This is a genomic window from Nostoc sp. NMS9 (assembly GCF_017114995.1).
Lineage (GTDB): Bacteria > Cyanobacteriota > Cyanobacteriia > Cyanobacteriales > Nostocaceae > Nostoc.
Genome location: NZ_JABXKL010000004.1, coordinates 20,048 through 39,995 on the forward strand (window position 1 = coordinate 20,048; position 19,948 = coordinate 39,995).

The following is a 19,948-nucleotide window of genomic DNA, read 5'->3' on the forward strand; positions in this document are numbered from 1 at the left end:
TCACTACTGTCGCTCAACTGGCGTGAACGCAACTGACAAACGCAAAGACCCACCAACCAACCAATTGCAGGGAAACACGAACAATGACAGAAGAAAACATTAGACAGATAGCTTTCTACGGTAAAGGCGGTATCGGTAAATCTACCACCTCCCAAAACACCTTGGCAGCTATGGCAGAAATGGGTCAACGCATCCTCATCGTCGGTTGCGACCCTAAAGCTGACTCCACCCGTTTGATGCTGCACAGCAAAGCTCAAACAACCGTTCTTCACCTCGCCGCAGAACGTGGTGCAGTAGAAGATATCGAACTCGAAGAAGTAATGCTCAAGGGTTACCGTGACGTTCGTTGCGTAGAATCTGGTGGTCCAGAACCCGGAGTAGGTTGTGCAGGTCGTGGTATCATCACCGCCATCAACTTCTTAGAAGAAAACGGTGCTTACCAAGACCTAGACTTCGTATCTTACGACGTATTAGGTGACGTTGTATGCGGTGGTTTCGCTATGCCTATCCGTGAAGGTAAGGCACAAGAAATCTACATCGTCACATCAGGTGAAATGATGGCGATGTATGCTGCTAACAACATCGCTCGTGGTGTTCTTAAGTATGCTCACACTGGTGGCGTGCGTTTGGGTGGTCTGATTTGTAACAGCCGTAAAACTGACCGGGAACACGAACTCATCGAAACCTTGGCAAAACGGTTGAACACCCAAATGATTCACTTCGTACCCCGTGACAACATCGTTCAACACGCAGAATTACGCCGCATGACTGTTAACGAGTACGCACCCGACAGCAACCAAGCTAACGAATATCGGACATTGGCTACCAAGATCATCAACAACACAAACCTAGCTATTCCTACACCTATCGAAATGGAAGAACTAGAAGACTTGTTGATTGAATTCGGTATTCTCGAAAGCGAGGAAAATGCTGCAATGTTGGTTGGCAAGACTGCTGCTGAAGCTCCTGTAGTATAAGTCGCTGCTAAGAAATAATGCTTTAGTACAAGGAAAAAGGAAGAGTTTCATATCTTTCCTTTTACCTTTTACTCTCCCCCTTACATCCCCCCTAACCTTAGAGGGGACTCCTAGTCCCCCTATACCCCCAATACCCCCATCCTTACGACTCACAGAGACTAAGTATGACTCCTCCAGAAAACAAAAACATCATCGAAGAAAGAAAAGAGCTAATTAAAGAAGTTCTCAGTGCTTATCCTGAAAAAGCTGCTAAAAAGCGCGAAAAGCATTTAAACGTATACGAAGAAGGTAAGTCCGATTGCGGCGTTAAGTCTAACATTAAATCCCTGCCTGGGGTAATGACCGCTCGTGGTTGTGCTTACGCTGGTTCTAAAGGTGTGGTTTGGGGTCCTATTAAGGATATGATCCACATCAGCCACGGGCCTGTAGGTTGCGGTTACTGGTCTTGGTCTGGTCGTCGTAACTACTACATCGGCACCACAGGTATTGATACCTTTGGTACCATGCACTTCACCTCTGACTTCCAAGAAAGAGATATCGTTTTCGGTGGTGACAAGAAACTTACCAAGCTCATCCAAGAACTTGATGTACTTTTCCCCCTCAACCGTGGTGTTTCCATTCAATCTGAATGTCCCATCGGTCTAATTGGGGATGACATCGAAGCTGTTGCTCGGAAGACATCGAAAGAAATTGGCAAGCCAGTTGTACCTGTGCGTTGCGAAGGCTTCCGGGGTGTTTCGCAATCTTTGGGACACCACATTGCTAACGACATGGTTCGTGACTGGGTGTTCACCAGATCAGACCAAGCTAAGAAAGACGGAACACTTCAGTTTGAAGGCACTCCTTATGATGTAGCCATCATTGGTGACTACAACATCGGTGGTGATGCTTGGGCTAGCCGCATCCTGTTAGAAGAACTCGGCTTGCGCGTAGTCGCTCAGTGGTCAGGTGATGGCACCATCAACGAAATGTTGATGACCCCCAATGTGAAGATGAACCTCATCCACTGTTATCGGTCGATGAACTACATCAGCCGTCACATGGAAGAAGCTTATGGTATACCCTGGCTTGAGTATAATTTCTTCGGTCCCACCAAGATTGCTGAATCTTTACGGGAAATCGCTTCTAAGTTTGACGAGACAATCCAAGCAAACGCTGAGAAGATTATCGCCAAGTATCAGCCCACAATGGATGCAATTCTTGGGAAGTATCGCCCCCGTTTGGAAGGTAAGACTGTAGCCATCATGGTTGGTGGTCTACGTCCTCGCCACGTTGTTCCAGCTTTCCAAGACTTGGGGATGAAGATGATTGGTACGGGTTATGAGTTCGCTCATAACGATGACTACAAACGTACTGCTCCCTTCATCGAAAACGGCACCATCGTTTATGACGACGTTACCGCTTACGAATTCGAGGAATTTATCAAAGCCCTGAAGCCTGACCTTGTAGCCTCTGGTGTGAAAGAGAAGTACGTCTTCCAAAAGATGGGTCTTCCTTTCCGTCAAATGCACTCTTGGGATTACTCCGAACCTAGCGATCGCTCCTCAACATCATATAATGCAAGGTTTTTTCGCTGTGGCAGAAAAAAGAGCCTATTTCTAGCCTAAATGCAACTTGCAGGGTTATTTAGGAACAATCTGTTTTGATGCTTCAGACAGTATAACTCTTATGGAGTCTGGTTTTTAGATTTGAAAAGCATTTTGCTCAAAGAAAAACTGTAGAATAGAAAACTATTTTAAATGACGATTTTTTAGATTAAATGGTGCGATCGGCTTTACTCGGCAACAAACCATTACCTGAAATGCGATTGTGTGACAGTAAAGACTATCACTAAAAACAGGAGTAATATACCTATAATACTTAATTTCGCCAATCTACTTTCGCTATTTCTGCTAGATGTTTAGCAGCATCAACTTTATCCAGAAATGTTTTAGCTTCGTATATATTGCTTCCGGGTCTAAACGCAAACCAAAGATTACCTTGTTTCATAACACTACCTACTGAAATTCCCCTGATTGAAACTCCATATTTATTGCTGTCAGTGCCTTGACCAGTAATATCTGTATATAAAAAACCCATATAAGTGTCCTGTTTTAAGAATAGAAATTACTTTTTTTGGGCAAACGCGATCTTCAAAAACACGAAAAATCCATCTGTGGTATGTCAAACCTAAATTCAGCTTAACGTTTCCGCTCACAGGATGCAAACAACCTTTGCATCATTAAACACTGTTCTGGTGCAGTTCTGTTATCGTACTAAGTTTAGAAAGCTAAATGATCAAGGTGTGGATCAAGTGCAACAAAACGATCACATGCATCCTTTAGCTCTTGTGCAGCATGATTCCAGAAAAATAGCTCAACGGTAAAACCATCATCACGCAAGGTTTCAATAGCAGGTATAAAATCACCATCACCTGCCACCAAAGTAATCACATCCTCACTCTTATCCATTTTTGTATAAGCATCTCGCATCATCGCCGTCACAATACCTGTATCGACTTTTTTCTCTCTATTTGCAGCATTTCGGTCAACAATTATAGTTTCAAACCCTGCCCTCTCAGCAATTCCCCAGAGTGAATCATTAGCAGGAGGACGTGAACCAAACAAAACTGCTCTCTTAATTTTGGTGGGGTCGCTTCCTGCTGTAAAGCTATGGAGTTTACCAAAATCAAGGCGATAGCTGTTGTCGATAATCTTCTTATTCATCGCATCATAAATATTCGATACCAAAGCTCTCCGAACAGCGCTAACACGTTTGCTTTCGATGAAAACATTGGAATTATCTACATAAACAAAGTTAGACATATTAATATCTTTTTAATTTTTATAATTAAGCGCTTTATGGTTTGATGCGCTTACAACTCGCCAATCCTAACCAATTCGACTTAAAAGTGTCTTGTCTGGTTTTCCGTACCATCATCAGAGGTGATAAGTTTGTACAAAATTGAAGAGAGCATATAACATCGCCCCAATCGACAACACGCCACTGTATATTTAGAGATTGTGTGTGAGATGCACAAGAAGTAGACCGTTGTGGCGATCGCCCTCACTCGGCAATAAACTAGGCGATCGCATTAAACCATTCAATCCTCAATTAACAATCCGGGTATCTTCCTGAAATATCGATGATTGCGTGTTAATAAAACTAATTTACGAGATAGTGCGACGCCGAATAGCCTATCGTAGACATCGCAGTAAAAGAAGTAGACCGTTGTTGCGATCGCCTCGTTGCAGCACGATGTGAAGCTGTTTTAGACTTAGAAAGATGTTATGCAGTAGTATTACACAAATTAACTACTGAATTGCTGAACAATTGTCTGTATAATTGCCAAAATAGCTCCTACATTATCCAAGTAATATCTTTGCTTATCAAGCAAAGCCACTTTTTGCGAAAGTTGAAGAAACTGCCATACTTCTCCTGTTGTCACACATCCATACACGGGTATTTCTGCTTGTCCAGATGAACGATTGAATAAATCCGCCGCCACCATTTGCGCGATGCACTGTCCTAACCCAGCTTCAACATCATTTTTCTTCGCTTCTACAACAGTGATAATTGGGCTACGCAAAGGTGGTAAAGGTGGAGCCATTGCTAAAATAAAATCACATTCCCCAATCAATCCTTGTGCAGGATCAACGTCAAGTCTTTGTCCAGAGAAAATAGCCAAGCTATCTTGGCTGAGATCGCGACATGCTAGTAAAATCGGTACAATAATAAATTCGCTCCGAGCTTTTTCACTAATTAGAGCTAATTGGGTTCGCTTTCCTAAAGTTTCATCTAACCACGAAGGAATAGAAAGAGGTACAAGCTTGGGAAAAAGATCGGCTTCTTGGGTGGTGATTCCCAAAACAGCCGAAACTTTTTCTAGAGTAAAGTCGCTGTACGCCATAGTTTTGACTCAGGAATCTTCTTAATAGACTTGAGGGACAAAAAACTGCTCATTGCGGGGAGCGCGAACATAATCCTCAGCCACGGGTCTAGACGGAAGTTCTAAGGGAGGAGGTGTCATATCTTCGTAAGGAACTTTGCTCAACAAATGATGAATGCAGTTGAGCCGCGCACGTCTTTTATCATCTGCTTCAATCGTAAACCAGGGGGCTTCTGGAATATTCGTGTAAGTAAACATGGTATCTTTTGCTTTAGAGTATTCTACCCAGCGATCGCGTGATTCCAAATCCATTGGGCTGAGTTTCCAACGCCTTGCTGGATCGTGACTGCGAGAAAGAAAGCGTTGCTCTTGTTCTTCATCGCTGACGGAGAACCAGTACTTGATTAAAACAATGCCCGATCGCACCAGCATTCGTTCAAATTCCGGGCAAGATTGCATGAATTCTTGATATTCTGCTTCGGTACAAAAACCCATCACCCGTTCAACTCCGGCTCGGTTGTACCAACTGCGATCGAAGAGGACAATTTCGCCTGCTGTCGGAAGATGTTGCACGTAACGCTGAAAATACCACTGAGTTTTCTCGCGATCGGAGGGGGTTCCCAGAGCAACCACACGACAGCCACGAGGATTGAGTGGATCGGCAATGCGTTTAATTACTCCTCCTTTGCCGGCAGCATCTCGCCCTTCAAATATGACGACAACTCGATAGCCAACGTGCTTAATCCAGTATTGCATTTTGACTAGCTCAATCTGAAGTTGCTTTAGTTCAGTTTCAAAAGTCTTTTTGGGAATTTTCTTGGCAAAAACTTCAGTACTACCATCAAAAATCCGTTTGGATTTTTTAGATTTTTTCTTGTCTTTTGCCTTTACTAGGTTTTCTATTAAAGTGGGTTGAACTAATTCATTATTTTGCTGGTTTTTAATTTCATCAATTGACATTGCAGTGACTCCATACCATTGAATCGGCAGAAATTAGAGTTTATCTATGAAGTATAGCTTAGATAAGCATTTTTCTCTTTCCATTCTGCTCCTATTTCACCTGCTATCTATTAGTGAGGGTTTGAAATAAAAATGGTATTAGCTGTCATTGCTTTGCCTAATTTCTCGTTCAATAATCTCTTTAATAAATTCAGGTATTTCTTTGTTTAATCTTACTGCTTGTTGTTTTAATTTTTCATAAATTTCAATATTATCCCCTTGCCACATAAGGTCTATCCTCCTAACTTGTTGGATCGCAACATGCGTGTAACTTTCTGGATACGCCCAGTAGCATGATAAGCAAATAGATTTGTCTTTTATACTTTTCCAATTTTCACAATGCTCACATGACCAAGATTTTGCTCGATTAGCAGAACCACAAAGTAACATAAAGCTTTCAGCCTCTAGTTCTGGCTCTCCGTCAACTTCAAAAGGAACGCGGTGATCAATTTGCAATTCGCGCTTATCAACTTTCTCCAAATAGATGAAGCATTTACAGCCATATTTATCGATCAATTCATCTTTCAACTGCTTGGACAAGCCCGTTCTACCCGATAGCCTAGAAAATCTAGTCTTGCTGATATCTCCAAATCTATAAGCAGCTATTCTTCTGCCATCACTTCCTGTAACGCGGAATGTTTCTAAAGGAATTCCATGTTCTTGAACATCTCTAGCTGCTCTAGGAGGATGATTGTAGCCGTACCTTTGTTTCAACTCTTCTGTTGTGACAAAACCATATTCCAAGATATGATCGATCACAGCTTTTGGTCTTTTGGCGGTTACTAATTGACAAAGTTGTATGAAATCATCGGGTAAAAGAGGCTGCTGTTGAGAACTGTCCATGCCATTTCAAAAGAGTAATTTGTTTATGTGCCTTGCTAATATAGCTCTCCAAATCTAAATTGCGATCGCGCAGTAAACTTGGAGATAAGTACAAAGACTCTACTGTAATTTCTTTTCTACCTAATAATGTTGCTTGGGACGATCGCCCGACTTCAATTTCAATTTTTTTTAGTCCCAATTCTTCAGGTAATTCGTTACCGAAGGTTTTATTTCCTCGTTTGCCATCATAACTAACTACAAACGAGGTTCCTTTTTGATTTAACTCTTTGAGAGCTAAAACGAAATTATCAAAATTAATACCAGAATAATATCTTGAATCTTTATTACCGCATACACCTTGATATGGGGGATCTATATAGACAAAATCACTATTTCTAACTTCAGCCAGAACATCTCTATAATCCAAGTATGTAAATCTACATTTACCTTTAAGAAGCCTAGAAACTCCTTCTATATTTTTCCTCATTTTCTCAGGTTGGGTTCCCTTTCGCCTTTTATCAGGACTTTGATTAAACAACCCTTCAGAGTTATACCGTACAGCGCCTTTTACACATCTAGCCAACAAATATAGAAAAATTTTTGGATTGTTACTTTTATTAAATTTATCTCTAGCTTCATAAAAATGTTTTACAGAATCCTCATGCTGTTCATTCCATATTTCTGCATACGTATTTGCTATTTCGTCTGGTTTCTCTACAATCAACTCCACTAGTTCAACTAGAGGTTTATTTAGATCGTTAATCCAAAATTTTTGAGAAATCCCTTTAGAAGATGCTGCGATACTAATTGCAGCAGTTCCTGAAAATGGCTCTACCAGCCTTTCCACTGTATTGGGTAGAAATCTGAGAATGTCTGAAGCTAGATTTCTCTTACTACCTTGATATTGAATTGGATGCGGGAGACTAGTCATCTCAAATAAAGAACAAATTATCTAATAACTTTATCACGGGAATAGAACGATTGAAGCGAAATTATTATGTTAACAAAAGCTGCGTTTTCATTGTGTTTGAAATAGCCAATAGAGAAAGACGATCACAAATAATAAATCGCCACATCTAACAAACGCGGTAATTAACGCTAGATAACTCAACACTTGGTTTACGCGATCGCTTTTAATAACTAAATCATTGCGGATTCATCCGAATCAAGTCTGTTAAAATACTATCCAAACTACCGTTAACTTGAATCCGATCAATCTTCTCTGCAATCCGCTCTAATACTTCGAGTTCTTTCAAACGCAATGCAACGGGGTTATCCTCCATCACTTTAGCAGTGTTTAGCATACTGCGAGTAGCAGCAGTTTCTTCTCTACGTCTGACTACGTTTGCTTGAGCGGCTTTTTCTGCCTCCACTACCTTACTCAAGATTGTCTTAATCTCACCAGGTAAAATAATATCTTTGACACCTACAGAATCTACTTCAATTCCATAGTCTGCGGCTTTCTGGCGAATGTATTCAGAGATGCTTCTATCAATTGCACCTTTATCTTCTAATAAAGCATCTAAGTTGCGTTCGCCGACTGCACCACGCAAAGCAAACTGTAATTCTTTGTATAAGAAACCGGAAATATCTGATAACCCGTTTTTTGCCCTCAATGGGTCTTGGATGCGGAAGCCAGCCGTCAAATTCAACCGCAGAGGTACTTTATCTTTAGACAAGATGTCTTGACCGGATACTTCCATATTTTGTAGTCGCAGGTCAATGGTTTCGGTTTGAAAAGAGCGTCCAAATAACCACCAAGCGTGTACCCCTGGCGATCGCTGTCCTTGAAACTCTTGATTAATGTATACTAGTCCAACGTGTTGTGCAGGCACTTGGCAAATATGCAAACAGTTGCGACTGAGCAATTTAACTTCTGTTGAACCCTCAACCAACTCAGCCACTAAGTTTGGCTGTAACTGAGCATCAGCGCTAATATCGGTAATTTCCACTGCAACACCCTGCCAAAATAACTTGCGGCTGGTGGGCGGCAAAATAGAAATTACTTTTCCTCGGTATCGCACAATTGCAACTTGTGAAGCCAGTAATTGCACTGGTTCACAGTAGGCAGCAATAAAGTCGGGATGTTTTTCAATGAGTACATCTTCCAGGGGAAAGTCTGGGTTAGGGATAATCCGGCTGAGAGTTCGGACTGTAACATCTCTATCTACCGACCAAAAAGCATACTCTCCTGGTTCTAGAGGTCGCACAAAATTGTTTTGCAGATATAGTAAACCAATCTCAGACTCTGAAATTTGGAACTTCTTCACTCCATTCAACGCGACTGAGCGTAATTGCTGTACAAAGGAACTAGGCAATTCCCAGCTTTCTTCTAAGTTGAATATATAAGACTCTACTTCAATAAAACCACGCCAAAAAGCAATTAATTTATTTGGTGCAACGCTTACCCAATTCTGACCGTAGCGGACTAATGCAACTTGATTGAATGCGGTTCTGATAATCAATAAATGTTCTTGTAGTTCGGCTTGGTGATTTCGCAACAACAGTTCTAGGTTTTCAATCTGAGCTAGTGGCTGATTGAGGTCATAAATTTTTACTTGCCAATGCCGACCTAAATATGTATGTGTACCGGGTTGCAAAATTTTCTTAAAGTCACTGCGGTGATATAAGATGCCGATTTCGTTAGGTTTGATATAAAACGTTTCCCACATAGTGATTTGCATAAATAATTTGTGTGATAGCTTAAGCAAGCTAGGCAATTGCAACTAGCTAAGAAGATTTGATCAACACATTTATAACCTTGCTTGAACTCAAATACCACCTGTGTCTCACAGCTTACAGCTATTTTCAGGTCAATAGACCACGCAGTAGGGGCACAGCATTGCTCATTAGTGTCAACTTAAGCTGAAACTCCTTTAAAACCTCGTTTCCAGCCTCTTGCTAGAAATGCTGCTCCTGCCAGCAAAGGAGGCGGCAGCCCCTAGGACGGCATTCCCAGTCGGAGACTGGGAACGAGACGATATCTAAAAGCTTGTTCTAGGCTGGCTTTCACGTTATCGCAAAGGCGATTTTTTCGGCAGTATTATATTCAGCTAAACCATGCGATCGCAAAAGTGCTAAATTATCAGTTTGCAACTTTTCTAGATTACTTTCAGTCGCTAATGGAGTAGTAGTTATGTTTTTACTGTACATAATACAAAAGATTTTTTTACTCTGCAAGTGCAAGTGTTTACAGTTCAGGTGTGGGCAAAAGCTTCTCCAAAGCTGGACTAAGATTGCTGTTACTTTTCTTCGACTACTCAATGGCAATCTAGAAAAAAGAACAGCGCTCAAATATACCGTTCAATTTACCAATCTAGAATCCTAAAGGAAAACTAGATGTAGAAAACAAAGGGACATACTCAAGTTAGGGAGAAATGCAGTTGCGCTTGCTCCTTGACTGTGGCTACGAACATTACCCTTATGAGTGATGACCGACAGCAGAACACTTGCACCGCAGAGTTGAGAAAATGAGGGGTCTCGAATCTGTTAAGATTCGTACCATATTGGCTACCTTGGAAGGGTATTGTCTTTTAACCCGGACAGGGTTGGGTGAAAGTATAGGAATCGAACCTACAACACATCGATTATGAGTCGATTGCTCTACCAGTGAGCTAACTTCCTGGAGTTTGATACAGGAGTCGAACCTGTGACGCATCGATTATGAGTCGATCGCTCTACCAACTGAGCTAATCAAACGATGGTATAGTTTAAAAGTACTCGGCGGTATACGCTTATGCAAAAGCTTGGCGCACCAGTTAGGCTTATAGAACCTAAACCATAGCTTTGTAACTTTGTTACTATCCCGCTCCAAATTTAGCATATTGGAAATTAAATGATGGCAGGTTTGCCAAGGAAGTTTGAGCAATTATTGTAAGGATTCAATCTGGAAAAGCTAAACCAGTCATGGGGTCACGAATATACAACCCTAATGTCAGACTACGTATTGCTTCATCCCAAACGGGTATTAATTGTTCTGCTTGATCTGCCCAATAATCGAATGTAATTAAGCATTGAACATTCGACCCCAAACCAATGCAAGTCCGCGAAAAAGCTTCCCGTGGTTCTTCTTGAGTGTCAATGAACTTCATCTCTGTCCAGACAATTCTGGCAGTTTGACGCTTAACGGTAATAATTTCTCCCTTGGCAATGATGTTGCGGCTGTCGTCTTCCAGGACTTTCTTCAAGGTGGATTTTAGCGGAAACTGGCTCCAGTCGTTGGGTGGCAGGCGATTAAAAGATACTTCCAGACAGCAATCATCGTTGGGCGGTTTTTTATCCATGAACTTGAAGGATTTCTCTTGTGGCTCAAAAACCCAATTCTGAGGAACATTGAAACGAACAGCGCCTCGATCTGCGACAAAAATTTTGTAACCTGATGGAGATTCCCAACGATGATCGGGTTTTAGTTCAAGTGTTTCTTTTATCCACTGAAGATTGCTTTTTTTACGCTTTGCCATAGTGTTTCTGCATTTTCTGCTGAAGAGGGCGTCACCGATAGCGTAGCGTAAAGCCTTTGGCATAGCTTCTCTACGAGACGCTACGCGTAGCTTGCTTCTCCGTAGGAGTATGCTTAGAGCGACCCAGGAGGGTAACAGCCCATCGTAGACATTGCCCTTTTTGTTAATGTTATCAAATTGCTAGGATTTTGAATAACTCTTATATTAAATAAATAAAATTTTCGGGATTCTATATCAAGGAATCCAAGGTAACTGTAACGTTGTGATTAAAGTTTCAGCTTTTAGCATTAAAATCTTAGCAGCAGTATTCATGGTTATGGATCATGTGTGCTATTTGCTAATGCCAGAGTTGGTAATCTTGCACTTATTGGGGCGATTGAGCTTTCCCCTCTTTGCATGGCTTCTGGCTGAAGGCGAAAAACATACCCATAATGTACACCGCTATGGGAGGAGACTATTAATTACAGCAATAATATCTCAGCCAATCTATAGTATTGTTTTCCAGAGCTTATCACTTAATATTCTGTTCACGCTTCTTCTGGGACTTGTGATGTTGCGCTTAGTAAAGCGTTACTCACAATTATGGCAGCAATTAATAATTATCGGCTTGTGTGCAGTAGTTGCCGAGGGCTTGGGCGTTGAATATGGAACTTATGGGATTGGAGTAATTTTCTTGATGTCCTTAATAGACAAACTCAAACCCAAAGTATGGTTGCTCTACTGGTGCATTTTTCACTTTTTTATTTTAGTAATCCTATCCATGCTTAATATATTTCAAGGTTGGGCAATTCTTGCAGGATTAATTGTTTTTCAATTTAATGGTAAACAAGGTTCACGAGCTAGATGGTTCTATGTATTTTACCCGACTCATTTAATAATTTTAGGTATAATCAATTATTTAATCCAGTCCAGATAGGATTTCTATATCTATCTAATCCACCTGCGGTTACAAGATAAACTACAAACGTTCCCAACCAATGACTACTAGAATAATGGTCACTTGCAACATCTACCAACCCGCACTGGCGATGTAAAACAGTAACAGAACGCAGGGTATCGAGTCGAGAATCGTTATCGGGTAATCGAGAGATTATTCCCTCAAGCATCCAAGCTCGACTGAGATTTAGACCTCGAAAATGAGATTGTAAATAGTCGTTGGGTTTAGTTGTTTGTACCGGTTGCAACCAGTTTACTGGATCTTCTGTGACTAAATGTGGAAGAAAATCGGTAAGCCAATTTGCAAAATCTGTTGGTGAAAGAATGCGTCGCATTAAATCCGCTTCCGCAAGACAGGGAGAGACAAAATCATAACCCAATGGTTCAAAATGCAATGGATAGTTGCGATCGCTCCGATAAAATTTTTGGGCTTTCTCTTCGATCAGATCGGCAAAGTCCTTATTCTTCTTACTCCGTGCCCAATCGAGTGCTAAACCAAGTGGAAACGCGGTTTGAAAGTGCGCTCCAGTGCGATTGGGAAGTTCGAGTTTTTCAAGCCAGCGATAAAAGTTGTTGGCAATTAAGGTTTCTAGGGGTTCTAATGCAGCTAGCCATTCTTTAGCTTGAGAATCATTCCATTCATGCAATTCCGTCGCGAGTTGCAACAGCCATGAAAATCCATAAGGACACTCAAAGAAGGGACATCGATTAAAATGGTTAATTTCTCCTTGAATTTTCTCTGGAGTCAGGGTTTGGGTTAGTGCTTCCCTTGCTGTCGGCTGAAATTCAGCATCAGGAAAATAACGAGCTAGCCTTGCAAGTAACCAATGCCCATGTACGGCAGAATGCCAATCCAAACAACCATAAAAAGCTGGCATTAATTCGCGTGGCGGTTTAATGTCCTCATCGCTTTCAAACCAAAAAATATTGTTGTGCGGATACTCTTGGTTGACGCAGTTCAGCACTAATTGAACAAACTTAGCTGCGATCGCTACGTCAATCTCTATTGCTTGGAGTTGCATGGTTTCTCAGCAGTAGTCTTACAATTGTCTTTTTAGCATTATAGAGAAAATATCCTAAAGCACAACTGGGGTCGGGTGCATTGAGATGATTATGGGACTACTGTCATGATGCAGCTTGCTTAATCATAAATCGCATCAGGGAATCCATTAGCCCATCACTGGCAAATTTACGAAATGTCACTAAAAATGTTGCCCTGCTTCTGCGTAAGCAGTATTGCCTGATGTCTGCAATAATTTTTCAATTGCGATCGCTCCCCCTTCTGTTGATCGCATCAATACCAAAAAGCTTATGTTACATGCAAGCTATTGTAAACTGTGCAGTATCTTTTATACTTAAGCGGAACTTAAAAGGTTGATTTGTGATAATTGCAAACCGCAGATTCACCATCGCTATACATTATCCAAGTGGATTGAGTATTTTTACAGCAAAAAATCAAAAATTAAATCATTTTTTTAAAGTTATGTTAGGCTAACATTTAGATAAGCTAAGAATAGCAAAAGTGTTAACAGGTCTTATTTCCTACGGAAGCAAGATATGTGAGAGCAGTTGGCTATTTTACCTGAAAATGCTAGTGCTTCAGTTACGATTTTTTGTAGCCCATTTGAAGACAGCAAAAAGCAAAAAATGTCTAGATAGGGATTTATTTACACCTGTTAAAGTTTGTGTGGTGTGTCGCTTTGCAACTCAGCTTTCTCACAAGATATGTTGTCAACTGCCTTTATTTCGTAGGGGTTTGAAACTTAGTTTGTGGCAGCTTTTGACATACCTGAAAACTTTTGGTGTAGCAAATGTGGGATAAACACTCTATAAAACAGCTTTATTGTGCGGTTATAGTGCTTACTCCTTTTCCATTAATCTTCAGCGCGAGGTAAAGACATGAAAAATACCCAAGGAACAATCAACGAACTACTCAACGAGACACCCTGTGTACATAACCAAAAAAAATTGCATGGCAACAAAAAACTGTCTTGCAATAAAGCAGCACAACCAGGTGCAACTCAAGGTAATTGTCCTTTTGATGGGGCAATGGTTTCTGTGGGAGCAATTACTGATGTGGCTCATTTAGTGCATGGCCCTGTTGCTTGCACTCATAATCCTTGGGCAACTCATGGTAGCCTCTCATCAGGTTCTCAATTACACCAAATTGGTTTTACTACTAACTTTGGTGAGAATAATGTTGTTTTTGGTGGTGAAAAGAAGCTGTACAAAGCTATTATCGAAGTTGTTGAACGCTACAATCCTGCGGCTGTTTTTGTCTACGCTACCTGTGTCACTGCTTTGATTGGTGATGATGTGGATAGTGTCTGTAAGATGGCTGTAAAGAAAGTTGGTATTCCGGTTATATATGTAGATGCACCTGGATTTTTAGGTAGTAAAAATTTCGGGAACCGCATCGGCAATGAAACTTTATTGCAATATGTAATCGGAACGGCTGAACCAGAATTTACCACACCATTCGATATCAATATTGTTGGTGAATACAACGTTGCTGGTGAATTGTGGAATGTTTTACCACTGTTCAAGAGATTGGGTATACGCGTTCTCTCCAAAATTACAGGTGATGCTCGCTATGAAGAAGTTTGCTATGCTCATCGTGCCAAGTTGAATGTAGTAATTTGCTCGAATGTAGCAGTGCAAATGGCACTCTCAATGCAAGAAGATTATGAGATTCCTTATATTGAAGAATCTTTCTATGGTGTGGAAAACCTAAATCATTGCTTGCGAAATGTTGCAGCAAGATTAGGCGACAAATATCTTCAAGAACGTACAGAATGGTTGATTGCAGAAGAAACCGCAGCCCTAGATATTGCCTTAGCTCCCTACCGTTCTCAATTAAAAGGTAAGCGGATTATTCTTGCTAGTGGTGGTGTCAAAAGTTGGTCACTTATTTTAGCAGCTAAAGACTTGGGAATGGAAGTTATTGCGACTACTGACAAAAAGAGTACAGAAGAAGAGAAAGCCAAAATTAAGCAATTGCTTGGTGAAGATGGCATTGTTTTGGCTGATGGAACTTCCCCGGCATTACTAAAGGTACTCAAGAATACAAAAGCTGATGTGTTGATTGCTGGGGCTGGCAATCAATATACAGCGTTGAAAGCACAAATTCCTTTTTTGGATATTAACCATGAACGTCATCATGCTTACGCTGGTTATGCGGGGTTAGTGGAAATGGCACGGGAATTGTATGAAGCTTTGTATAGTCCTGTGTGGAAACAAGTGAGAAAACCTGCTCCTTGGGAACTCTTGGAAACTTCATATTCTCTTTGAATAGAGAACTTAGAAAAATGAGAACAATTAATCAACTGAAAAAAGTCTAAGTTGCTTTTGCGATCGCTTATATTTGAGTCGTAAGCGATCGCTCTCTTTGCTAATCGGATCAAATTGCTAGTAATAAGTGTGTTCTCGTGCAGCACAACGCACATTACAAAAGGAATGCCGCGATTGCTTACCTAGCACGTTGGTATGCAAGATAGCCACCTCCAGCAATTCCAATAGGCGTAGATAAGTTATTCAAAGGATTTAGAAAGCTTGAAATAATTTTTAAAGTAGTAATGATTAACTGTCCTATCAATTGCAAAGATCCAATTGGATCTCTAGAGGCATTCATGATTGCTAGTACAAGTATGAACAAGAATATAATCGAGAACAATCCAACTGGTAATGCAAAACAACCAATCAGATAAGAAATTACAGCTAGACGACCAGTTTGCTCTCCACGTCTACCCCTTAAGACTCTTAGAACTACACTTCCTACAAAATCACCTAGAGGTAAAAAACCTAACCAAACAATTGACGATAGGATGCCTGTCGAATCAAAAGTACTCACAATATAATCTACAAATAAAAGTGCTAGAATTCCAAGAATCGTTATGCCCGCTCCAAAAAAAACAGCTAATATAATTTCCCATCTTGTTAACTGATGTGAAGGTAAGCGTTGTTCTCGTTGTCTAGATGGTCTTCTAGGCACTTTATAGTATGAGCCAAACTTGTTATATGCTTCAGGCTTGCTCTCTCTAGCTAAATCTAAAAGATCAGAGACCAGCATTTGCTGGCGTATGTACTCTAAAAGTTGCTCAATAATTTCAGCTTTTCCGGTATTTGAGTCAATTTGTTCGGAGACTGCTCTGAAGTTGTCATAGCAAATAGTAAGCAATTCCTCACGAGTGAACCCGCCATTAAGGAGTGATCGAATATTGCTGAGATCAAAATGCTCATCAAGTATTTCAGTTAAGTAGACAATTCCAAGATCGCGCATCATTGCTCGATTCGTTTCGTAGAGTTCTATAAGACGATCTAGGGCACTCGAAGGTATTTCAATCCGAAGCTTTACGCTACCTTTTCTTATTTCTATAATCTTGATTTCTTCACGAGAAATATTTAATACACCAGCTAAGGCTCCAATTGCTGCTTCTCTAACTTCAGGTTTAAACTTAGAAAGGTCTTCAAATACAAGTTCAATTTCACATTGGCTTCTAACTTGTATTGTAGCTTTTGTTTGCTTGCTTTTAAATATAAATCCACGAAAGCACTTGCAAATATTCGATGAATGATTGTAGGAGCTAAAACTATTAGATTCTTGATTGATTGAAGATATGTATTTACGATATTTGCTGGGAGAAATAATTTTTATATGGTTCAATAATTCGCTTATCTGATTATGATGATGGCAATAATCAATCAAAAGTTGAACCTTTAATAAAAAAGGTATTGTTTCTCTTGAAATAGATGCAAAATTCTTATTAAGAAATAATGAAAATTGATTTTCATCGATAAATACAGCTTTGATTAGCTCACTAACTGCTAATAAATCGTATAACTTTTCCCTAAAAAAATCGGGCGGCAGTTCTGCCCAAATCCTCTTCAAACTAGCTAAGGATATTGCTTGACCAGAACGTCCTTGTCCTTCTAGATGACTAACAATCCCTATGACAGTATAACTTTTGCTATCTATTACGGGTGAGCCACTAAAACCTGGCTGTAAACTAGACTCATCATCAATCTTTAGCTGCCAAGCATCAATAAAACCTGCTTGATGCCTTGATTTCAGCTTTACTGACTTTCCTAAAAATCCCTTGATTTGTTCTAGCCTATACTGTTTGCTGCGTTTGTCATACAACCAGCAACCAAATATCATAAAGCTTGAACCAGTTTTACCAAATATTCCCAATGGGAGGATGGAGTTACCTAAGATTGATTCGATTTTGAGTACAGCTAGATCATCAGCATAACCATCTTGACTTTGAGCGACGATGGTAACTGAATAGCTATCAACCTCTACTTGATCGATTCCGCCTACATCTCTTATTACATGAGCGCAGGTTAATATATAGGTTGACCGTGAATCTTGTTTAATTACAAATCCAGTACCAAAACTCTCATTTTCTGGGTTCTTACTTGTTAATAAAAAAATTGATTCGTCTGGATTAAAACTCATTTATCTTAACCCTGTAGGTTTCTATCCTTGCTTGGTTTAAGAACTAACTTAATTGTTAAATTAGCACTTGCTTTAGACTTTGTAATATATAGATTTCCTTCTCCTTCAAAGCTCAATCCGATTTGAACTTCAGCTTGATCAATATTCATTTCCTGATTGATCTCTTTCCAAGCAGCAGCAATAGGCTTACAAGTTTTAACTAAAATTGGTCTGATTTTATCGAAAGTTGCGTCAACCTTATCAGCAAATCCTCCCGAAATTTGCCGAGCCTGTTCTTCCGGTACTTCAACTTCTACAAGAGTTCCATCATCTAGCCGAATAAGTTTTGTAGACATTTATTTTGATTTAACAAGTATCTATAATTTATCATAATCTGGCAGTTTACAGATATTGCTATTTAACCGCAATCATCCATCGAACTTATCTTCATTGCGATGTCTACTATAGGCTACGCCTAAGCACTACCATCACAACGATCAAAACTAGTCATTGCAGCGCAAAAATATAGATAAAGTCAAATTTAGTAAGCAAAATGGCATTTGACTTACTCAAAATAAGCTTTTACTTAATCATTTTGGTGTTTTCCGCAAGTCAAATGAGCTTTTACTTACTCAAAAGCAGCTTTTGCTTTCTCATTTTGGTGTTTTCCGCAAGCAAAAGCAGCTTTTACTTTCTCATTTTGGTGTTTTCCGCAAGCAAAAGCAGCTTTTACTTTCTCAAACCCCAGTTTGCTTTCTCATTTAAGTATTTCGCGCATTCATGACAAATATCGCGCTTGTAGCAAAAACCATTGCAGATTTGCCAGAATTCTCTCAGGCTGAACTATACGTAAGCCTTTTAAGGTAAAGAATATTAACCGTACTCTATTAGAAGGTGTAGATCATGGCTCGGAGAAAAAGAACTTCTCTAGTGTTAGAAAAAGCAGTGCGTCGTGCAGCTAGCATCAACTCAATTGATCCAAGTTTAGATTTAGGCAATGGACTTACTTTACCTGCCTTTTCTACCCTAATCGAAACGATGCGAACTAGAGAAAATGCATATAACAGTGCCCTTTCCAGCTTGGATAAATTGTATCGTGAAATGCTGGAAACAGAAGGCGAGTTGGGAGATATGACAGAACACATGCTAATGGCAGTGGGGACTCGATATGGCAAAAGCAGTGTGGAGTACGGGATGGCGGGAGGAGTTCCTAAAAATCAGCGTCGTAAGGGACTGCGAGGGGAGTCGCCAACTCTCAATGATGAGCAACCGTCATTCGTTGCCAGTATGGAGAGCAAGAATGGAAAGAAACCAGTAGCAACAACTTAGAATATGCTATTCTACTCAAAATTTTTTCAAGCAAAAATGATTGCGTAGACGCATTCGCAAAGCGTCCCGTAGACATCACTCTCCGAAAAAGAGACGTAGCACTGCTACGTCTCTACTGCAACTAAATTTGCATACACTTTTATAAAGACTTTATCCGTTCTACGCCACCCCATATTTCAAAGAACCGTTTAGTTTCAGCTTCTATTTCTGAAATTGTTCTTGGCTGTCCATTCCCAGAACCCGGAAAAACAATATAAACGATATCCTTGGGAATTCCTCGCCTGACTCTTGATTGTACTAATGGATCGTTTCCAACAGCCTGAGACAAAGCTATTGAACCCTCTCCAATCTGGTTTTTAGGCCCAACATCAGCATAAATTGCAAAAGCAAGTTTTTCATTATTAGTGTTGTAAACAACTGCAAAATCTCCTAATTTAACGCCTGTAGCCTTTCTAAAATCACCATTTCCCGGAAGAACAATATACGGAATCTTTGTCGAATCAACATAGCGACGTGGATCTTGTTTAACAAATCCAGAGTCGAATAATGCAGTCGTAGAAATATAGTATCCAGGATATGGATCGGTACCGCCTTGAATAAATGGATTGCCGTTTTTATCTACAGCTAGTGCCCACCAGTTATCTGAATACCCAGCATTTGCCAAAAAATCAATCCCTTTATCTGCGGGGTGATAAGCATTAGGCGCACCATCAGCATTAATGCTCATACCTGCTTCATAGAAAAATGCAGATTCTCCATTTGCCTGGAGAATAGGAATTTCACCAATTTTAAGAACAGTCTTGATAGAAAATTTTGTGACTGGACTCAGGAATTTTTGAGCGACAAAACCTTCTAAAGTTTTTCCTTCAAAAATAGTTGCAACCTTCCACCACTTGTCATTATCCGAATTTTTAATTTTAGATACAATATATCCTTTTGGAAGAGTTGCTAGTTGATTAGCTTCGTCAACAATCGGTGCTGAACGTATATTCAAACTATCTGAGATTACTTGAAATTGCTGCATAAATTACTCCAAATTTAAAAATTGAACTCATGAAACTACATTAAAAAAAACCAAATTTTGTGCTGATGCTATTGCTAATATCTAGAACATCTCAAG

General features: G+C 40.1%; 18 protein-coding genes and 2 tRNA genes. 5 read left to right on the top strand and 15 right to left on the bottom strand.

What is annotated here, in order from left to right; all coding sequences use genetic code 11:
* Window positions 1-83: 83 nt before the first annotated feature.
* Together nifH and nifD are read left to right on the top strand one after the other, a co-directional pair.
* Window positions 84-977, top strand: coding sequence for a nitrogenase iron protein (gene nifH / locus HWQ40_RS01600; RefSeq protein ID WP_292774581.1), 894 nt, complete (start codon window positions 84-86; stop codon window positions 975-977).
* A 164-nt stretch (window positions 978-1,141) separates the two neighbouring features.
* Window positions 1,142-2,584: a nitrogenase molybdenum-iron protein alpha chain gene (nifD, locus tag HWQ40_RS01605; RefSeq protein WP_292774582.1), complete on the top strand. Its 1,443-nt coding sequence runs from the start codon at window positions 1,142-1,144 to the stop codon at window positions 2,582-2,584.
* A gap of 253 nt (window positions 2,585-2,837) precedes the next feature.
* Here the strand turns inward: nifD and HWQ40_RS01610 are convergent, their stop codons facing one another.
* From HWQ40_RS01610 to HWQ40_RS01660, 11 genes are all read right to left on the bottom strand, one after another.
* The gene (locus HWQ40_RS01610) at window positions 2,838-3,056 is read right to left on the bottom strand and encodes a hypothetical protein (RefSeq protein WP_292774583.1); all 219 of its coding nucleotides are present in this window, start codon (window positions 3,054-3,056) and stop codon (window positions 2,838-2,840) included.
* A 182-nt stretch (window positions 3,057-3,238) separates the two neighbouring features.
* A complete protein-coding gene (locus tag HWQ40_RS01615) occupies window positions 3,239-3,781 on the bottom strand; it encodes an NYN domain-containing protein (protein WP_292774584.1) in 543 nt (180 codons plus the stop codon).
* 485 nt (window positions 3,782-4,266) lie between these two features.
* Window positions 4,267-4,866, bottom strand: coding sequence for a hypothetical protein (locus HWQ40_RS01620; protein ID WP_292774585.1), 600 nt, complete (start codon window positions 4,864-4,866; stop codon window positions 4,267-4,269).
* 21 nt (window positions 4,867-4,887) lie between these two features.
* Window positions 4,888-5,805: a polyphosphate kinase 2 gene (ppk2, locus tag HWQ40_RS01625; protein WP_292774586.1), complete on the bottom strand. Its 918-nt coding sequence runs from the start codon at window positions 5,803-5,805 to the stop codon at window positions 4,888-4,890.
* A gap of 138 nt (window positions 5,806-5,943) precedes the next feature.
* Complete coding sequence (locus HWQ40_RS01630; protein WP_292774587.1) at window positions 5,944-6,687, bottom strand: HNH endonuclease; 744 nt, start codon at window positions 6,685-6,687, stop codon at window positions 5,944-5,946.
* A complete protein-coding gene (locus HWQ40_RS01635) occupies window positions 6,650-7,597 on the bottom strand; it encodes a DNA adenine methylase (RefSeq protein WP_292774588.1) in 948 nt (315 codons plus the stop codon). Before HWQ40_RS01635 ends, HWQ40_RS01630 begins: the two co-directional genes overlap by 38 nt.
* A 214-nt stretch (window positions 7,598-7,811) precedes the next feature.
* Window positions 7,812-9,338, bottom strand: coding sequence for a slipin family protein (locus tag HWQ40_RS01640; RefSeq protein WP_292774676.1), 1,527 nt, complete (start codon window positions 9,336-9,338; stop codon window positions 7,812-7,814).
* A gap of 337 nt (window positions 9,339-9,675) precedes the next feature.
* Window positions 9,676-9,819 (bottom strand): hypothetical protein, encoded by a 144-nt coding sequence (locus HWQ40_RS01645; protein WP_292774589.1) that lies wholly within the window; start codon window positions 9,817-9,819, stop codon window positions 9,676-9,678.
* A 396-nt stretch (window positions 9,820-10,215) separates the two neighbouring features.
* Window positions 10,216-10,290 (bottom strand) — tRNA-Met (locus HWQ40_RS01650).
* Window positions 10,290-10,365 (bottom strand) — tRNA-Met (locus tag HWQ40_RS01655). Before HWQ40_RS01655 ends, HWQ40_RS01650 begins: the two co-directional genes overlap by 1 nt.
* A gap of 182 nt (window positions 10,366-10,547) precedes the next feature.
* Entirely contained in the window at window positions 10,548-11,126 is a 579-nt protein-coding gene (locus HWQ40_RS01660) for a hypothetical protein (protein WP_292774590.1), read from the bottom strand.
* A 340-nt stretch (window positions 11,127-11,466) separates the two neighbouring features.
* Between HWQ40_RS01660 and HWQ40_RS01665 the strand changes: the two genes are divergently transcribed.
* Window positions 11,467-12,042: a TraX family protein gene (locus HWQ40_RS01665; RefSeq protein ID WP_366933885.1), complete on the top strand. Its 576-nt coding sequence runs from the start codon at window positions 11,467-11,469 to the stop codon at window positions 12,040-12,042.
* Here the strand turns inward: HWQ40_RS01665 and HWQ40_RS01670 are convergent.
* A complete protein-coding gene (locus tag HWQ40_RS01670) occupies window positions 12,017-13,084 on the bottom strand; it encodes a DUF2891 domain-containing protein (RefSeq protein WP_292774593.1) in 1,068 nt (355 codons plus the stop codon). The two genes, HWQ40_RS01665 and HWQ40_RS01670, sit on opposite strands and share 26 nt — an antisense overlap.
* 877 nt (window positions 13,085-13,961) lie before the next feature.
* On the opposite strand from HWQ40_RS01670, the gene nifE reads away from it, so the two are divergent.
* Window positions 13,962-15,353, top strand: coding sequence for a nitrogenase iron-molybdenum cofactor biosynthesis protein NifE (nifE, locus tag HWQ40_RS01675; protein WP_292774594.1), 1,392 nt, complete (start codon window positions 13,962-13,964; stop codon window positions 15,351-15,353).
* Between the two features lie 178 nt (window positions 15,354-15,531).
* Here nifE and HWQ40_RS01680 read toward each other — a convergent pair whose 3' ends face one another.
* On the bottom strand, window positions 15,532-17,520 hold the full coding sequence (locus HWQ40_RS01680) for a trypsin-like peptidase domain-containing protein (protein WP_292774595.1): 1,989 nt from the start codon (window positions 17,518-17,520) through the stop codon (window positions 15,532-15,534).
* Between the two features lie 5 nt (window positions 17,521-17,525).
* Window positions 17,526-17,855: a CU044_2847 family protein gene (locus tag HWQ40_RS01685; RefSeq protein WP_292774597.1), complete on the bottom strand. Its 330-nt coding sequence runs from the start codon at window positions 17,853-17,855 to the stop codon at window positions 17,526-17,528.
* Window positions 17,856-18,402: 547 nt separating this feature from the next.
* On the opposite strand from HWQ40_RS01685, the gene HWQ40_RS01690 reads away from it, so the two are divergent.
* Window positions 18,403-18,828 (top strand): hypothetical protein, encoded by a 426-nt coding sequence (locus HWQ40_RS01690; protein ID WP_292774598.1) that lies wholly within the window; start codon window positions 18,403-18,405, stop codon window positions 18,826-18,828.
* Window positions 18,829-18,967: 139 nt separating this feature from the next.
* Here HWQ40_RS01690 and HWQ40_RS01695 read toward each other — a convergent pair whose 3' ends face one another.
* On the bottom strand, window positions 18,968-19,852 hold the full coding sequence (locus HWQ40_RS01695; protein WP_292774599.1) for a glycoside hydrolase family 75 protein: 885 nt from the start codon (window positions 19,850-19,852) through the stop codon (window positions 18,968-18,970).
* Between the last annotated feature and the right edge of the window lie 96 nt (window positions 19,853-19,948).

Bases quoted from the DNA above. Each gene is read 5' to 3' on its own strand.
- nifH (WP_292774581.1), top strand. From the start codon at position 84: ATGACAGAAGAAAACATTAGACAGATAGCTTTCTACGGTAAAGGCGGT.
- nifD (WP_292774582.1), top strand. From the start codon at position 1,142: ATGACTCCTCCAGAAAACAAAAACATCATCGAAGAAAGAAAAGAGCTA.
- HWQ40_RS01610 (WP_292774583.1), bottom strand. From the start codon at position 3,056: ATGGGTTTTTTATATACAGATATTACTGGTCAAGGCACTGACAGCAAT.
- HWQ40_RS01615 (WP_292774584.1), bottom strand. From the start codon at position 3,781: ATGTCTAACTTTGTTTATGTAGATAATTCCAATGTTTTCATCGAAAGC.
- HWQ40_RS01620 (WP_292774585.1), bottom strand. From the start codon at position 4,866: ATGGCGTACAGCGACTTTACTCTAGAAAAAGTTTCGGCTGTTTTGGGA.
- ppk2 (WP_292774586.1), bottom strand. From the start codon at position 5,805: ATGTCAATTGATGAAATTAAAAACCAGCAAAATAATGAATTAGTTCAA.
- HWQ40_RS01630 (WP_292774587.1), bottom strand. From the start codon at position 6,687: ATGGACAGTTCTCAACAGCAGCCTCTTTTACCCGATGATTTCATACAA.
- HWQ40_RS01635 (WP_292774588.1), bottom strand. From the start codon at position 7,597: ATGACTAGTCTCCCGCATCCAATTCAATATCAAGGTAGTAAGAGAAAT.
- HWQ40_RS01640 (WP_292774676.1), bottom strand. From the start codon at position 9,338: ATGTGGGAAACGTTTTATATCAAACCTAACGAAATCGGCATCTTATAT.
- HWQ40_RS01645 (WP_292774589.1), bottom strand. From the start codon at position 9,819: ATGTACAGTAAAAACATAACTACTACTCCATTAGCGACTGAAAGTAAT.
- HWQ40_RS01660 (WP_292774590.1), bottom strand. From the start codon at position 11,126: ATGGCAAAGCGTAAAAAAAGCAATCTTCAGTGGATAAAAGAAACACTT.
- HWQ40_RS01665 (WP_366933885.1), top strand. From the start codon at position 11,467: ATGCCAGAGTTGGTAATCTTGCACTTATTGGGGCGATTGAGCTTTCCC.
- HWQ40_RS01670 (WP_292774593.1), bottom strand. From the start codon at position 13,084: ATGCAACTCCAAGCAATAGAGATTGACGTAGCGATCGCAGCTAAGTTT.
- nifE (WP_292774594.1), top strand. From the start codon at position 13,962: ATGAAAAATACCCAAGGAACAATCAACGAACTACTCAACGAGACACCC.
- HWQ40_RS01680 (WP_292774595.1), bottom strand. From the start codon at position 17,520: ATGAGTTTTAATCCAGACGAATCAATTTTTTTATTAACAAGTAAGAAC.
- HWQ40_RS01685 (WP_292774597.1), bottom strand. From the start codon at position 17,855: ATGTCTACAAAACTTATTCGGCTAGATGATGGAACTCTTGTAGAAGTT.
- HWQ40_RS01690 (WP_292774598.1), top strand. From the start codon at position 18,403: ATGGCTCGGAGAAAAAGAACTTCTCTAGTGTTAGAAAAAGCAGTGCGT.
- HWQ40_RS01695 (WP_292774599.1), bottom strand. From the start codon at position 19,852: ATGCAGCAATTTCAAGTAATCTCAGATAGTTTGAATATACGTTCAGCA.